Genomic DNA, 15,937 nt, shown 5'->3' with positions numbered 1-15,937 from the left:
GATAAATCATGCAAATACAGAATCATACAAAACAAACACTTGTTTTTTGTATCAGTCTTTTTGCTGTCTTCGAATCTCAGCCAGCATTTCCCGACCCCCATTTTTAAGTATATATTCTCCAGCTCTTTTTCCTATCTTTTCAGCATTTTCCCTGGCACCACTCTCTTTTCGGCGGATAATCTGCTGTCCATCGAGACTGGCAAGACCGGCATGAAGAATAATCTCATTACCCTCCAGAACCGCCAGACCAAAAGCCGGTATAGAGCAGCCCCCTCCAATTTTTTCAAAAAAGCCCGTTCAGTCAGAAGGCACACTTCACTGTCAACGTCATTGAGGCAGTCACGAACCCGACTCAGTTTCGCAGTATCCAGGGATGTTGATGCCTCGATGGCAATACATCCCTGACCGACGGGAGGGATGAATGTTTTTTCATCAAATTCCATAACAATCAGGTCATCATATTCCATGCGTTTCACGCCGGCATAAGCGAGCATCAGGGCATCACAGGCACCACTGTCCATTTTGCCGATCCTGGTCTGGAGATTTCCCCTCATCTCCACCGTCTTCACATGGGGATAGTAATGACGCAACAGGGCTTTTCTCCTCACCGAAGAAGTCCCGATTCTCACAGGGCGTGATGAATCCTCAAGATCAATAGTCCCATCTCTGCTCACCAGAACATCATTGACTTTTTCCCTCTTTGTAAAGGCTATAAGGGCAAATCCATCCGGCAGGCGGGACTGCATGTCCTTGGCACTATGGACAGCAATATCCGTTGTTCCCGATGCGAGCTGTTCCTCCAGCTCTTCAGTAAAAACCCCCTTACTGCCTATTTTTGCAATGGAAACATCGAGAATCCTGTCTCCCCGGGTTTCCATACTGTTAATCCGTGTTTCCATGCCGCTTTCATTCAGTGCCTCTGCCACTGTCAACGTCTGCCACATGGCAAGCTTACTTTTTCTTGATCCAATGGTTATCATGAGTCAGGTCCTGATTAAAATTCATATTACCAGTCGTTATTTTTCCCTGAAGTTGTCACTGTTTCAGGTTTCAGGCAACCTACCATATGGATTGCCGTGGGGAAATCTCATTTTAACCCAAATTCCTCATCAGTTCAGGCAAAGCTGTCTCATTAAATTCAGATTACCTGTAAAACTGAGCCATGGCGGAGATATACATGCTTAATCAGGCTGAATTTCGAACCTCATCAGGAATGAAATTGACAACATATTATTCAGGAAAATTTCGGGTTAATTACCTGCTGAATTTGCTAACTGCAATTGAAATCAGTATCATATCAATATGCGATTACTTCTCTACAATATACGTTACGCAACCGGACATAAAAACGGTTATCATCTGCCCCTGCCATTTTCCGGTTTCTTTAAAAAAACTGATGTCAATCTCCAGCGGATAATCAATTTTATCTCATCCGTCAATCCTGATATTGTCGCTCTGGTGGAGGTGGACTCCGGCTCCTACAGATCCGGGAAATTCTGCCAGGCCAGAACCATTGCCAGACAACTGGGGTTCGAGTACGTTGTGGAGAATAAATATCCAGGGGACTCCATCGCCCAGATCGTTCCCCTGCTCAACCGACAGTCAAACGCCCTGCTGACCCGGCAGGGAATAATCAGCCATACCTTTCATTACTTTGAACAGGGTGTGAAAAGGCTGGTTATCCAGACAGATCTGCAGGAAATCGCCATCTTTATCGTTCACCTTTCGCTCAAGTACAGACACAGGCAGAACCAGTTGGAATATCTGCATAATCTGACGCTGAAAACCGACAAGGAGCTGATCATTGCCGGAGACTTCAACACGTTCTGGGGCAGTGGCGAGTTAAGCCTTTTTCTGGCTGCAACCGGCCTGAAAAATGCCAACGTTGGCAATGCCCCCTCGCATCCCAGCCATGCTCCGCAACGGCAGATCGACTTTATTCTCCACAGCGAGGGAATACGAATTGACAATTTCTATATTCCCGATGTCAGGCTCTCTGATCACTCCCCGCTGGTCTGTGATTTTTCCTGTATTGCGAGCTGATCCAGGGGCAGTCGTACCTCAAAGTGGCTGCCTTCGTGCAGGACAGACCTGACCGTTACGCTTCCCCCGTGGGTCTCAACCACCGCTCGCACGTAATTCAATCCCAGACCCAGGCCTTTTTCCGAGCGACTGCGATCCCCCCGGTACAATCTCTCCCAGATACGTCCCTGTTCATTTTCGGAAATACCCATACCATTATCTTCAAAAACGACCAGACAGTATCTTCCCTCAACTCCGGCAGATATTTTCACCCATCCCCCTGCTTTTCCGTATTTAATTGCATTATCAAGCAGATTGGCCCAGACCTGAGAAATTCTTGTCCGATCAATGATCAGGTAAACTTTCTCCTCCATCTCAAAACTGACTTTCACCTTTTTTTCCTCGGCGACATACTCATAGAGAGTGACAATTTCCGCCAGAAGTTCACCGACTTCACATCGCTGCAGGTCAAGACGCATGGTTCCGGATTCCGCTTCCGCCACACTCATCATGATTTTCAACATGGCCAGCACCCGTTCCGATTCTTCCAGGCAGTCGGACAGGGCCTCCCTCAGCTTACCACTATCGTTATCGGCCTGCAGTCCATATTCGGCTACGGATCGCAACCTGGTCATAGGTGTACGCAGGTCATGGGCGACATTGTCAAGAGAATCCTGCATCTCCTTAACAAGCTGGCGATTTTGAACGAGCAGGGAATTGATCTGTTTATACAGCCTGTCCAGCTCCGGTCCGTTACCCTGTTCGGGGAGAAGAGTCGTTTTCGGCCGCTGAATAAGCTCACTGATTGATTTCTCTGTTGAAACAAGCGGTTCCAGGCTCAACCTGACATACAACAGTGCAAGTGGCAAAAGAACCAGAGAACTGAGAAGAACAGTCAGTACCGTCTGTTTTTCCAGCCTTCTGTAGATACTGTAAACCGTACGACTATCCATACCCGCCTGGACAAGAACATTATCCCCATATTTTCCTGAAACAATGGTCAATATTCTCTGTTCCCTGCCGCTGCCGATATGGAGCCAGACTCCCTCCTCTATGGGAGGCAGGTTAACCAGGGCCTTAATATCCAGATTCTCACCATGTTCATTGACCAGAATCACATGGTCAATGCCACGAACCATTCTTATAAACGCGAGCCCCCGCAACGGCTCCCGACTTCCCATGGGAATAAGACCGAGGTGAAAATCCACTGAATTACCAGCTGCCAGGTAATCGTTGAGCATTTTCCTGGTTGTCCCCCTCTCGATCTCCTGCAGACGCCCCCGAACAGTAAAAAGAAGCAGGGCAGCCAGCAATCCACAACCAAACCAGAGCAGGAGAAACAGGGGCAAGGCCCGTTTTATTCTTGACCAGGAAATATCCTCTCTACTCAGCTTTAAGGACATAGCCCACGCCCCTGACTGTATGGATCATCTTTTCGTTAAAATCCTTGTCCACCTTATTTCTCAACCGGCAGACAAGGACATCCACCACATTGGTCTGGGGATCGAAGGAGTAGTCATATACACGTTCCAGAATCGCCGTTTTGGAGAGAACCACCCCTGCATTGCGCATCATATATTCAAGAAGAGCATACTCCTTGGCCGGTAATTCTATTTTCTCTCCTCCCCGGTACACCTCATGCTTCAGCAGATCCATTTCCAAATCTCCAACACTGAGGGAGGTTGGCAGAGTGGATTTCCTGTCCCTGCGTATCAGGGCTTTTATCCTTGCCAGAAGCTCACTGAAAGAAAAAGGTTTGATCATATAATCATCGCCTCCCCTCTGCAATCCCTGGATTCGATCATCTACTGACTGTTTGGCACTGAGAATCAGGACAGGAGTATTCACTCCTTCCGTCCGCAGGGATTCGATCAAACTCAAGCCATCCAGGCGGGGAAGCATCAGGTCTATCACAGCGGCATCATATTCATTTGTCAGGGCCTGATTCAAACCAGACTCACCGTCCCCACAAACATCCACATTAAAACCTGACTCCTTGAAACCTTTTGCGATAAAGGAGCTTATTTTAGCATCATCTTCTACAATGAGTATGCGCATTTTTTCCTCAATCCATGATAATTACGGAACAGTTTCTACCAGTAATACCATCTCCCTGCCGTCTGGCTCTACGGTAGGAAAAAAAATCTTCAGAACAACTGGTACAGCTTCCATCCATTCTTACATTGGAATCCGATAACCCGGCATCGAGTAACTGCTGCCTGGAAATTTCCCGAAAATCAAAATAACTTGGACGAACCATAAAAGGGAGGAACGAGTCCGGCAGTTCCGTTCTATAATGGATAAATTCGGCACAACATGGCCCCAGGGAAGGACTGATAATCCCATATAGATTGCCGGGTAAAACACCAAAATCGGACTGCAGGCGGCTCACTGTCTTTCCCAGAATATTAATAACATTTCCCCGCCATCCACAATGAATGGCTGCAATAACCTTTTCCCGTGGATCATGAAGAAGAACCGCCTGGCAGTCTGCCTGCTGAATCATAAGACCAACACCCCTCTGATTCGTTATCAGGCTGTCCACACCGTCAACTTCCCTGTTTTCCTCCAGGGAAGTCTTCAGGGAAAAAATTGTATCTCCATGGACCTGGCGGGCCGAAAGAAGAACAGGACTTTCCATCTTCTCCTGAATTACCATCCGATTCTCCCGGACAGCCTCCTCCCTGTCCCCCACCCCAAAACTGCAATTCAGGGAATCGTACGGGGGAAAACTACCACCTCCATATCTGTTGAAAAAGCCATACCGGCAGGCACAACCGTCAACCGCCAGAATTTCCTCAATTTTCACCTCACACCTCACACCTCACACCTCACACCTCACACCTCACACCTCACACCTCACACCTCACACCTCACAGAGTAAAACAGTCATCCCAACCGGGCAAACAAAAAAACGGGAATATCCACAACAGTGGATATTCCCGTTAAGAATAACTGCTTCTAACTGAAATAGCAGAAAAATCTTAGAAAAAAGCCTCAAAGGTCAGATAAACCTGATCCGCTTTCTCAATTGGATCTATTCCCATCATCTGCAGTTTAGCACGATCTCCCGCATCACTCAGGTCATATGGTGCGAAATTCCAGTCTCCGGAACCGGAATAGTCATACTCGTAGTGCTGGTATCCCAAACGAACAAATGTTTTTGCATATTTGGAAATTGCCTCACCAGTGGGAAGATCCCAGATGGTATACACCTCATAAACCTGACCACGAGTCGCCAGTTTGGACTGATAAATTTCATCATGTCCCGGAGCCATAGCCAGCCAGTTTTCCGAACCGTAGTTAAATTCCGCACCGAATTTCAAACCGACCTGATCCAGATCGTACCTGATACCGGCATAGAAGGAATACCCATTTTCATTGTCGGTATTAGGTCCTGTCGGGCTGAAAGGATCATTAAGGAGACCATCATAATCGGGCCTCGTCTGTGACCAGCCACCGGCAATAAAATAGTTGAAATCAGCAATCTTATCCTGGAATACACCGGAAGTATGGAGGATATTGCCGAGACTTCTTCTATCACCCATACCACTCATGCTGCCAAAATTGGCATTGATAATCGGATCCTGGAAATTCGGATAGTTGAAAAGATTAAATGCCATAAAGCTCTGAATATAGGCAAACCTGTTACCTTTTTTCATGACATCCCAGCTGAGACCGGCAAAATCGGTATCGTCAAGATGATTGGACTCATCCTGAAGGCCAGCCTCAAATCCACGTCCATAGCAGAACCGCACCCGACTGGTTCCAAGACTCTCCACACCCCAACTCCAGGCATACCCCAGGGACACACCATCAAAGGGCCAGTCCATAAAGGCCATAGGGGTTGCCATCCGCTGGTCTGTTCCCATGCGAACCTGAGCAGGAGGTCCATCTGTAGTCGGCCGACGTCCAATGGAGAACCACATGGGAAGGCCGGCGATATTATTCCAGTTCACAAAAGCCCTGTCCACATAAAGAGCACTGGAACCAACTGGTGATCTTGTTACATTGCCGTCAAAAAGAGGATACATGGCTCCACTTGCATCAGTAAAAGCCGACTGATTCCCCCAGGTTTTGTACATCGCCAGTCTACCCTTGAATTCTACATTTTCAGTAGCCTTGACACGCATATTAAGACGGAATCTGTTGGTGAAAAGGGTATCATTGTCAACTGAGCGGCCAAAAACAGAATCGGCATTGTAAAAATCCATTCGGGCACGGAAATCACCATACAGCTTAAAGCGTGCAGCCAGATCCCAATCCTCTGAACGATCATCAAGATCTTCCAGACTTTCTCCCAGGTCCTCCACATTCCCGTCGAGCTTTTCCACGTTCTGCGCCAGGGCCTGGTTCTGTTCGGACTGCGCAGCCATGGCCGCCCGCAGCTCATCGAGCTGACGACTCAACTCTTCAATCTTTCTCTCCATATCAGCAACATTCGGCCCGGCACCAGCCATTGACAGGGCCGGCAGAGTCAACATCCCTGCCAGTGCAATTACGGAAATCTTCTTTACCATTGTATTTCCTCCCTCAATTTTCTCTTGTATCCCTTTACGGGGGTTAATAATTCCAACAAAAACTTTTCTCTGATGATTAAAGAAAAACAGTATTTAATATAATAGGGAATTACTATCCCACTCAGTCGCATTTGTCAACATTCTATCAAAAAAACAGATGACCTACAAATAAACACCATTAAAATAACAGGAAAAGAGGGAAAGAGTCAAAAAAACTTCTTTTTCTCTGAAATTTGAGTAAATTTTATGGATTGAAATGTCATATAACTGCCCATTGACCTTCCTCCAGCGAGCCTGAAAATGAAAAATCCTGTTGTAATGATTGCCTTCGGTACGACCTCAAAGACAATTTCAACTTACGAGAGTCTCCATGAGAAAATCTCAAAATACTTCCTTGATCGGGAAATATTATGGGCATTTTCATCGCGGATAATTACCCGCAGACTCAACCGCAAAACAGAAAAAAAGATTCGTCAACCGAAGGAATTGCTGCATCACCTTGCCAGAACAGGATATCGTTCAGTTACGGTACAATCCCTGCACCTTTTTCCCGGAACAGAATTCAGCAGTTTAAAAAAAATACTGTCCGGAATGGAATTACCCTGCTTCTCTGGTTCTCCCCTTCTCACCTCCCCATCCGATTACACTGAAATCTGCAACATTCTGAAGCCCCTTATTGCATCATCCTCTGATACAGCCACTGTTCTCATCGGTCACGGAACAAAACATCCGGCATGGACAGGTTATTTCTGTCTGGAAAAATATCTCAGGCGCCATTTTGGAAACAGCATCTACGTGGGGACAGTGGAAGATTTTCCGGATACAACCAGCCTGGTTGATGAGATCGCCTCAGAAGGGTTCAGAAAGGTACGGCTCATTCCCTTCTTTCTCGTTGCCGGTATGCATTATGAAAGGGATATTGCGGGAACAAACGATACATCCTGGCAGTCCCGATTCAGAAAAAAAGGAATAAAGACCGAAGCAATAGAGCAGGGTCTCGGCACATTGAAGGGGTTTGACAGACTGATAATCCGCCATATTGAGGAAGCCACCGAAATCCCTTTCGGAAATCAATCCTGACAGAATCGCTCACAACGTTTTCAGCTTCTCGGAAAACTTGCTTCCTGCTCCAGAAAAACCTCACGGTACTGTTCCAGACGAAAATCAAACACTGAATAAGAGGGGTCATGTCGCCTTCGGGTTTTATATGACCTGTTGGAACCTATCGCCCGATTTGCGGCATTTGACGGAGAGATCAGAGAAAATGTTGTTACTTCTCTGTTTTCAAAACGGAACACATGCTTTCTGGGAAGAATATCCCGGACAAGGGTCAACTGCAGGCCATGCTTTTTCAACTGTTTGCGAAAGAGGTATTCCGGGCCGTTTTGCGAATTACCCCCTGTAAAGAGAAGTGTTTTGATTGAAGGGTGTGCATGGAGTTGAGCAAGTATATTCCGCAGCCTGATTTCCCGCATGCCAAGATCGGACGCGTCCTTTTTTTCACGCTTACAGGAAGCTACAATATCACAGATCCCAATTCGCTGCCTGCAGAGAAATTCCTTTCTCTGCTGTACAGCTCTTTTGGAGTTGTCATAGAGGAGAGAAAGTGAGAAAATCTCATCCAGCAATGGCCAGAGAAGTCCATCACAACTGCCGTAACAGAAATCCACATCCTTTTCCTTCAGCTCACCAATGGAAAATCGCGGAGGTGGGAGGGTACCGACTATCAGTTTTTCCGCATCCGGCGGAATGAAAATTTCATAAGGATGCTGGTGGTAAAACACTACAAACCAAGGCCTCTCAGGTTACACCGTTTTTGGAAAATTCCTCGGCAAGATTATTGTCAATGACATAGATACAGATTTCCTTGGCTCCCTGACGGGAATAGAGATGTTTCTTCTGCAGGTTTTCCATCATATAGGTGACATCATCCTGGATCTTGCGGTCGTAAGTTTTAAATTCCTCCTGATTGAAATCTTTTACAGCCCGACGAAAATTTTCATTTTTCAGAAAAGGCTCCAGCACCCTGCCCTTCAGGTTGTGAACATATTTTTCATAAAGATGGGTATAGAGCGTCGTCTCGGTAATGGGCAGCCCGTCCCGGAGCATCTCCTGGGTCAGCGCTGTTGAAGTATAAGCCTTCTGGGTCGTTGCTCTGAATGTTGGTGCATCCCCGGCCTCTATCTGCAACTGGGTCTCCACCAGCCTGAAAAATTCTTCTGTAATTTCAAGCTTTTCCCCGGTAAACTCGCAGAATTCCACAGCCCCCACCTCAAAGTTCACTCCGAAGATATAGTTGATAAGATTTTTAGAAATCTGCTCCTCATTATAGTAATAAAGCGATTCTTTGACCTCCTGCAGCACTGTGTAATTGTACATCCTCAACAGTGAATCAAGAAAACCCATGGGAAGAATATCCCGATCCTGCTTACAGAATTTTCTGAAAAACCTGCCCAGCATAGACATATCTATAAGCTTGTCATCTTTGGCATAGGTTGTGTAAAACTCGTTAAACATCCTGATAGAATCCCTGCCAGACAATCCTTTCCAGCCGTCTTTTTCCGATTCCGCAATTATCTTCAGCCGCCTTTTGGCATTAAAATTTTCTATATCCTCTTCAGATAACCATTCTGGAATATGGCCGGTGAAAATTTCCATCTTCAACAGCTGCAGATGCCTGTCGCAGTACATCTCGTATTTTTCAGGACTGTCAATCCATTCCTCCATCGCCTCTGATTTTGTTCTCAGGCGGGTTGCTATAATGACCCTGGCAAAATTATGAAGAACCCGCGGCAGAAAACTCTCATCAATATGTTTACCGAAATTCTCCCTGTAAATGTCAACTTCTGTTTTCAGATCAAGAACATAGGGGATATTTATGTATTCAACCCTGTCTGCGAAGGCATGCAGGTCTTTCAACAGTTTCTTGTCCTCCGGATTCATCAGGGCAAAGAGCAGGGATTTGACCCGTTCTTCCATATCTTCAACCTTGTGTACCCCATCACTGATAATATTATGCAACTCCATCAATCTGTCAGTGTTGTGGGATTTGATATCCATCAGCGCATAAATGCCATTATTGGTTTTAGCATACCTGGAATAGAGATAACTGACCCGCATGGCGCCATCCATGGCACTGTTCAGCCTCCTCTGAATCATTTCATTACTCATCACATTGTGACGAAGCGGTTTGTCACCGGGATTAAAAACAGAAATTCCCTCGCCCAGTTTTCGGTTAAAGACATAGGGTCGGGCAAAAACACACTCCAGAACCTTTGTCGGATCCTGGAGCTTTTTCAACAGTTCATCATAAATGGAACTGCAGATAGTGCATGGTTCATCCTGAAAAATCCACTCATAACTCTTCTCTGTAAACAGGTGCCATTTTATCTCGTCATTTTCAAAGAGATCGTCAAAAAACCGGCGGCGGACATCTTTCGGGATCAGCAAAAGAGGATGATCATGACTGGGACAGGGTACATCAAATGTGCCGGCAAGATCTCTGCTGTCGTTACAGGCACATTTCAACTCATCCGCCAGTTCACTTTTGCCTTCACTCTCAAACACCCAGGCAAGTTTGTTGGTCAGGGAATTGAGGCTGTGCACTCCTCCCACCAGTCGGTCATGTTTCAGGCGCCAGACAACTTCGTACCGGGACCCTTCCGGGGAATTGGCATATTCTTCAAATTTTCTGAGGAGATTATTGAGAAAGGTCGATTTACCACTGCCGTGCGGTCCATCAAAAATAAATATCTTATTCTGTTTTCCGCCAACCTTGAAAGATTCCACATGCCGCATCAACCGATTGGCAAACAGTCTGTCCGCAAAAAAGGGTCTGTCTGACCCTTCCACAAAGAGACGGGTACAATCATATTTTAAAAATCCAATGGACTCCGTATCATCTCCACAGTCCTCTTCCTCGTCACACATGTAGGTGTTGATCATGTCCACGTAAACTTGAAAGACATCGCGGATAAGCTGCTCAGGTCGCGCTATCACTTCCTGAAGAAAACCTGCAAAGGAAAGTACAGGCCGGCTGTTGTTCTGCCCCTCATGTTTTGCAAGATTCTCCATGGCATTTGTCAGATCACGCATGTCATCACCATCCCTGTCAAATCTATAGAATTTCAGTCAACCCGGGTTCTTGTTAATTTCCGGTCCTTCATCGTATACCTGATTCGCTGCCATTTTATCTTCCCGGGTGCAGCCTCCTGACCCGCCGGGCGTGCCTGTCCTTCGCCTTCTTTAACCGGCTCCGGTTCAGCGGTATAAAGAGAAACCTTTCCATCCCAGAGAAATTCCACGCCCATCAGGGTCGCTTCGATATAGTCACGAACCAGTGGTTTCTGTTCAAAAACATGGTTCAGGACAAGAGTGTTATGTTCATCAACATTGATTATAATTGCAGGTGGATGATAAAGAGAGTCCATGACCATCTGTTTGTAATGTGTCGCCTTCCTGCTCTTAACGTAATATTCCCAGGTCATACGCTCCTTATTCAATCGTTTGTCAGCAACAAAAAGCTTATAGGTGTTGACGAAATCCTGATCAATAAAGGTATTAATGAACATGGAGTCAGAAAAATTTTCCCGCACTGCAAAAATAAATTCCTTACCCCTGCCTGTTTTCGCATCATATTTTTTGCGCAGGTGACTGTCGGAAATACGATCAAAATCAAAAGAGAGCCGTCCTTTCTCTGCCCTGGATTCCAGGTACTGGAAGAGACGCATTCCCAGGGCATACGGATTCAGCCCCACTCTGGGCATGGAAGTGACCTTTGCATTCACCCGGGCAAAATCAACCTCATGCCCCTGGATACGATCATCCCGCAGAAACAGTTCCTCATGCCAGTAACTGGCCCACCCTTCATTAAGAATCTTTGTTCGGATCTGTGGTTGAAAATAGAGGGATGTTGTCCGGATCACTTCCATAACCGTTTTCATCCATTTATTTTCCTCCCGGTTGAGAAATTCTGAATTCTCCATCAAAAACTTCAGCAGATCCGGATTGCGGAGTGATTTTTTTTCCTTGAGCTTTTTCCTGTAAAATGATTCAAATTCGGCGTGACGCTGCTTTACACTGTCAAGAAAATGTTCCTCCCCTTTGTCCCCGAACTCCCGCATGCAGTCATTGTACCGTTGAATCTCAGCAACATAACCGGCAATGGAACTGTCGGATTGATCCTGCAGAAAGATATCAAAATAAAAATCAACCATGGACAGCTCTTGCCCACTCTTTCGCCCTGAAAATCGGGAGAGCAGCTCGAAGTAACCAACCAGGTTATCGATGGACCTGGAAAACTCAATGATATAGTCCACCCACCTGCCCTTTTCTGAGCGCAGTTTTGCAATCAGTCGTTTATCGGAAAGGGCCTTTGAAGCAAAATCATAGTCCCAGGTATGGCGGAAAAACAAATTATTCTGAAAGAAATCAATATGGCCGATGACATGATAGAAGATCATAACATTCAGCCAGTCTGGATTATTGTCATTGTAGAACGATATGGGAGGCCTGGTGTTGATTACTGTTTCGTAGGGATTGCTTGGATAGAGCTCATACTGTCCCTGCTCCCGAAGCACCTCAACATCCTGAACCCAGTAATCATACAGAGTTGGAATCATGGTTTTCGGGGAAAGTTGCAGAAAGTCACGATTGGTTACGATATATTCAAGACTCTCATCCTGAAAGCTGAGCCCTTCATCCCGGGCACGTTCCTTACATCCCTCCATAATCCTCTTCGCATGCTGGCTGATCAGTTCCATATATTCACCCCTTTGCTTCCACCTCACTCAAAGAAATAAGATCCCGGATACCGCTGATCAACCTGGTTTCACTGGTATCTTTCGTTATAACATCCAGTCGCAGATACTCTTTTTTCTCTTCCAGCAATCCCGAACTCCGCAGATATTTTTCGACCTCTGTCTGGCCGGATATACCGTAACCATTTTCAGCAATAGTAATACCAACCCGGCTTGCGTAGGAAAGCATTTTTTCAAGTTGCGGCAGAGCCCTGTCTCCCTTTGTATCCCAGTCATCCCCATCTGTACCGTGAAAAATGTAAATATTGTTGTCACGCGCAAGATTCTCATTGGCCACGATTTCGTTCACCAACCTGTACGCGGTAAAGACCTGAGTGCCCCCGGCAACAGTCAGATTGTAATATTCCTGGAACGTTGCAACCTCTTTTGCTTCAGTATCGTGGAGAATAAAGCGTGTCTCCACCTGGTTCTGGTATTGATATGTCAACCAGGAATAAATCAACACATGTTGGTTCACTATCAGCTCGGTAGGTTTCCCACCCATGGAACCGGAATAGTCCCGGACGAAGAAAACAACGGCCTGGGATTCATAATCTTTTTCCCTTGAAAGAATGCGGTACACCCTGTCTTTCGGGGAAATCAGCAGATCACAGGGATCCACAACGTCACCGGTTTTGATTTTTTCCAGGGCGATATTGGTCTGGAGTATTCTTTTCAGGGTCGCCTTTTTATCAAGAATCTGGCCAAATCCACGATTTTTATCTGTTAGATCGTAGGTATAACGCGTCAGAGATCTCTTTTTTCCCTTATCCTTCAGGTTGGGAAGCTCAAACTGCTCAGTCAGAATCTTTCCCAGGTCATAGGCGTTTGATTCCACATCATGGGATCCCCCTTCACCCTGGCCGGCACCACCCTGTCCACCCTGCTCAGGTCTGACAGGCTGCTCGCCGATAACCTCACCTTCTTCCCCATCACCGGAACCACCTTCACCTGAACCGGGGTCATCACCTTCCCCTTCCCCTTCTTCGTTAATCCGCACTTTGTCATGGAGTAGTTTCTCTTCCACTGTTGTGGGTATGATCACAACCTTGTCATTGCCGCCTGCACCGGGCTTGACCATTTTTCCCACACGAATCTTCCTGGGAAAACCATCTTTTTCCCGCTGCTTATCCCTTTGCAGGAGATAGTCAAGAGACTGGACGGAAGTAATGGAAACAGCCTGCTTTTCGGGAGAATCAAGAAAAAGAGTGGAATCGGTCAGGGTATGGAATCCCGACCCTTTTTTTAAAGAAGACTCTGGGCCGGCCATATGACCTTCCAAATCACCCATCAGGCTGATTTCAAAGAGAATCTGATCCTCCTGTTCAGGAGACAGCCCCTTTATCTTCAAGGTGTGATAGAGAGTTTCCAGCTTTTTTCTCATGATATTTCACCCCTTTTAAACATGATGACCAGAACGTCAGTTTTCATCAACCTGGGTACAGAAATACTCAATGGTCTTCTGGGCACAGGTGGTGCAGTAGCCAAGTTTATTGAGCATGGTTTCAATCATGCGGTCGTAAAGCTTCTGATTTTCTTCGTTGGTACGATTGGCCAGGGCCCCGATCAGGCTACCTGAGCCGGCAATATCCGATTTCAGACGAACATCGGTCACCGCCTTGACCAGTTCCAGATTATCCATGAAATCATAGTCGGGATTAACAGAGATCTTCTGACCATAGATCTTGCGGATGGATGTCCTGAAAGAATCCTTCTGCTCCTTTGTCTTCAGGCCAAGACAATCTTCAACGGAGTTAATGTACCGCTCATCGATTTTCAAAGCCTGCAGCTCTCCTGTCTGCGGATTCTTGTATTTCCACATCTTATCCGAACCCAGGTTTTCCGCATCAATCCCGATAATCATATTAACGTAATTCATCACATCCTTACGGATGGCCAGGGGTTCATCCATATAGGCGTTGAACATTTCCGTCATAATTCGTTCACGGTACAGCCCCTTGGCAATCTTCAGATCATCGAGAAACTTGGCCCTGTCATTGGATTCAGAGACATAATCAAGAATGACCCGCTCGATTGCATGGAAAACATCATAGGCAAACATGCATTTGCCTTCATTGGTTTCCGTCCCCTCCAGCATCAGCTGAATGGCCCGACCGAGATTACGCTGACCAAGGCCCTTCTGACCAAAACGTTTGGTGATATCATGCTCCTGGCTGAGTGTATCAATCACTTCCGAAAGGGTTTTCAGGCTTTTTTCCCCTGCAACTTCTCCCGCCGCCAGCTTCATGGTCTCAATGGGGGTCAGTTTCTCGGACCTGGGCAGACGGGTCAGAACCACAGCCACCGAAGCGGCATAATTCAGGTTCGGGTCCTGATGCATGGCTTCCCCGGTAAGAGTTGTCTTCGTTTCATTCCCGATGGCATAGGCCGTCAATTCACTCTGCAACCCATAGTTTGTGTTATGGGAGACATAACAGATACGGCACCTGTCCACAATTGGCGCCTCTTCCTTTTCATCAAGAAAGCGGTTGAACTCGGAATTATTTGATGTGGCGACAATCAAAGTGTCAATGGGCCATTTATAGCCGTCAATCTCCACACAGCGGTTCTGGATTATCCCCAGATACACCTGGACAAGATCCTTCTTGTTTTTATAAATCTCATCACTGAAATGAATACCGCCTCCCGCCACCCTTGCAAGTGCTCCCCGCCGCAGGTCAAACCGGTAAGGATTATTGGTATCAGTGATATGGAGCAGGCGCTGGATCGATTCCTCACCAAGCAGATCCACAGCCGAAGAGGTTATTTTGTCCTTGGCAGGATATTTCCCTGTCACCGTCCCGAGACTTTCCACCAGGGGTACAGGCACGATTTCAATAAATTTCAGCATGTCTTCAAGCTTGCCCCCGGTATACTCTCTGATATTGTTCCAGATATAAGCGGAACACGCTCCCAGAGGCCGAAAATTTTCATACCATTCCTCCAGAAGTTCGTCAGAAAGCCTGTATCGTCTTGCCAGGTACTTTCTGGAGTCATCTTCCGTCTCGTGCAGGTTCATGGCAAGCACCATAGGATCTTCATAAGTCTGTGATTCTATAACTTTAATGTTGCCGTAGGACTCGAGTTTATCAAGATTTATAAAGCGAAAGGTGTATTTCCTGTTGGTGGGAACTGAAAGAAAGTCCCGGTACATTTTGCAGAGATATTCAACTAGAAACGTTTTACCGTTTCCCGGTTCTCCCACTAGAACAAAGGCCATTTCCTTGGAAGACCCACCTTCGGAGGCGTCTTTTACAAAGGAGACGAAAGAATTTATTTCGTCGTACATACCGACAATATGTTTCTTTCCTTCTCGAAAAATTGTGAAGTCAAAGGTATTTTTGCCATTAACCATGACCTTTTCGATATCTCTTTCCAGAATCATACGGCTGACACCCTGAAAAGCATTTTCAAAGACACGTTCACCTTTTTTTACAGATGTGATATGGCGGTGGAGTGAGTTGTTCTTTTGCGCGGCCATCGCTTCCCTCCCTGAAAGGTTGAGATAGAATTGGAGCAGATTCGTTATACCTAATTATCTTCACAAATCTTCTAAAAGATCAAGAAAATCTGATAAATAATTAGATAGATAGTTTT

Annotated in this window: 12 protein-coding genes and 1 pseudogene; 2 read left to right on the top strand and 11 right to left on the bottom strand. The window is 46.2% G+C overall.

All coding sequences use genetic code 11. The annotated features are described in order from the left end of the window. Positions 1–51: 51 nt before the first annotated feature. Positions 52–237: a hypothetical protein gene (locus tag LO777_RS18205; RefSeq protein WP_228857416.1), complete on the bottom strand. Its 186-nt coding sequence runs from the start codon at positions 235–237 to the stop codon at positions 52–54. Between the two features lie 92 nt (positions 238–329). Beyond that, positions 330–944: pseudogene (hemC, locus tag LO777_RS18200) on the bottom strand (hydroxymethylbilane synthase); the annotation flags it as partial. 358 nt (positions 945–1,302) lie between these two features. On the opposite strand from hemC, the gene LO777_RS18195 reads away from it, so the two are divergent. Beyond that, positions 1,303–2,043 (top strand): endonuclease/exonuclease/phosphatase family protein, encoded by a 741-nt coding sequence (locus LO777_RS18195; RefSeq protein WP_228855246.1) that lies wholly within the window; start codon positions 1,303–1,305, stop codon positions 2,041–2,043. Here LO777_RS18195 and LO777_RS18190 read toward each other — a convergent pair. The 4 genes from LO777_RS18190 to LO777_RS18175 form a co-directional block, all read right to left on the bottom strand. Continuing rightward, positions 2,001–3,425, bottom strand: coding sequence for a sensor histidine kinase (locus LO777_RS18190; protein ID WP_228855245.1), 1,425 nt, complete (start codon positions 3,423–3,425; stop codon positions 2,001–2,003). The genes LO777_RS18195 and LO777_RS18190 overlap by 43 nt on opposite strands. Then, positions 3,406–4,080 carry a response regulator gene (locus LO777_RS18185; protein WP_228855244.1) on the bottom strand — a complete coding sequence of 225 codons (675 nt, stop codon included), beginning with the start codon at positions 4,078–4,080 and terminating at the stop codon, positions 3,406–3,408. The genes LO777_RS18190 and LO777_RS18185 overlap by 20 nt, the downstream gene beginning before the upstream one ends. A gap of 7 nt (positions 4,081–4,087) precedes the next feature. Beyond that, positions 4,088–4,831: a peptidoglycan editing factor PgeF gene (gene pgeF / locus LO777_RS18180; RefSeq protein WP_228855243.1), complete on the bottom strand. Its 744-nt coding sequence runs from the start codon at positions 4,829–4,831 to the stop codon at positions 4,088–4,090. 175 nt (positions 4,832–5,006) lie between these two features. Further along, positions 5,007–6,542, bottom strand: coding sequence for a DUF3373 domain-containing protein (locus LO777_RS18175; protein WP_228855242.1), 1,536 nt, complete (start codon positions 6,540–6,542; stop codon positions 5,007–5,009). Positions 6,543–6,842: 300 nt separating this feature from the next. On the opposite strand from LO777_RS18175, the gene LO777_RS18170 reads away from it, so the two are divergent. Beyond that, positions 6,843–7,622: a sirohydrochlorin cobaltochelatase gene (locus tag LO777_RS18170; protein ID WP_228855241.1), complete on the top strand. Its 780-nt coding sequence runs from the start codon at positions 6,843–6,845 to the stop codon at positions 7,620–7,622. A 20-nt stretch (positions 7,623–7,642) separates the two neighbouring features. On the opposite strand, the gene LO777_RS18165 is transcribed toward LO777_RS18170, so the two are convergent. From LO777_RS18165 to LO777_RS18145, 5 genes are read right to left on the bottom strand one after another with little or no spacing between them, the layout of a single operon-like run. Then, positions 7,643–8,326: a hypothetical protein gene (locus LO777_RS18165; RefSeq protein WP_228855240.1), complete on the bottom strand. Its 684-nt coding sequence runs from the start codon at positions 8,324–8,326 to the stop codon at positions 7,643–7,645. 16 nt (positions 8,327–8,342) lie between these two features. Next, positions 8,343–10,637: a serine protein kinase PrkA gene (locus LO777_RS18160; protein ID WP_228855239.1), complete on the bottom strand. Its 2,295-nt coding sequence runs from the start codon at positions 10,635–10,637 to the stop codon at positions 8,343–8,345. Between the two features lie 32 nt (positions 10,638–10,669). Further along, the gene (locus tag LO777_RS18155; RefSeq protein ID WP_228855238.1) at positions 10,670–12,304 is read right to left on the bottom strand and encodes a SpoVR family protein; all 1,635 of its coding nucleotides are present in this window, start codon (positions 12,302–12,304) and stop codon (positions 10,670–10,672) included. 4 nt (positions 12,305–12,308) lie between these two features. Continuing rightward, positions 12,309–13,724 (bottom strand): DUF444 family protein, encoded by a 1,416-nt coding sequence (locus LO777_RS18150; protein ID WP_228855237.1) that lies wholly within the window; start codon positions 13,722–13,724, stop codon positions 12,309–12,311. A gap of 36 nt (positions 13,725–13,760) precedes the next feature. Beyond that, positions 13,761–15,821: a serine protein kinase PrkA gene (locus LO777_RS18145; protein ID WP_228855236.1), complete on the bottom strand. Its 2,061-nt coding sequence runs from the start codon at positions 15,819–15,821 to the stop codon at positions 13,761–13,763. Positions 15,822–15,937 lie beyond the last annotated feature (116 nt).

It is taken from the genome of Desulfomarina profundi (assembly GCF_019703855.1).
Lineage (GTDB): Bacteria > Desulfobacterota > Desulfobulbia > Desulfobulbales > Desulfocapsaceae > Desulfomarina > Desulfomarina profundi.
Note: the sequence above shows the minus strand (reverse complement) of the source record. Positions and strands in the feature narration are given on the sequence as shown.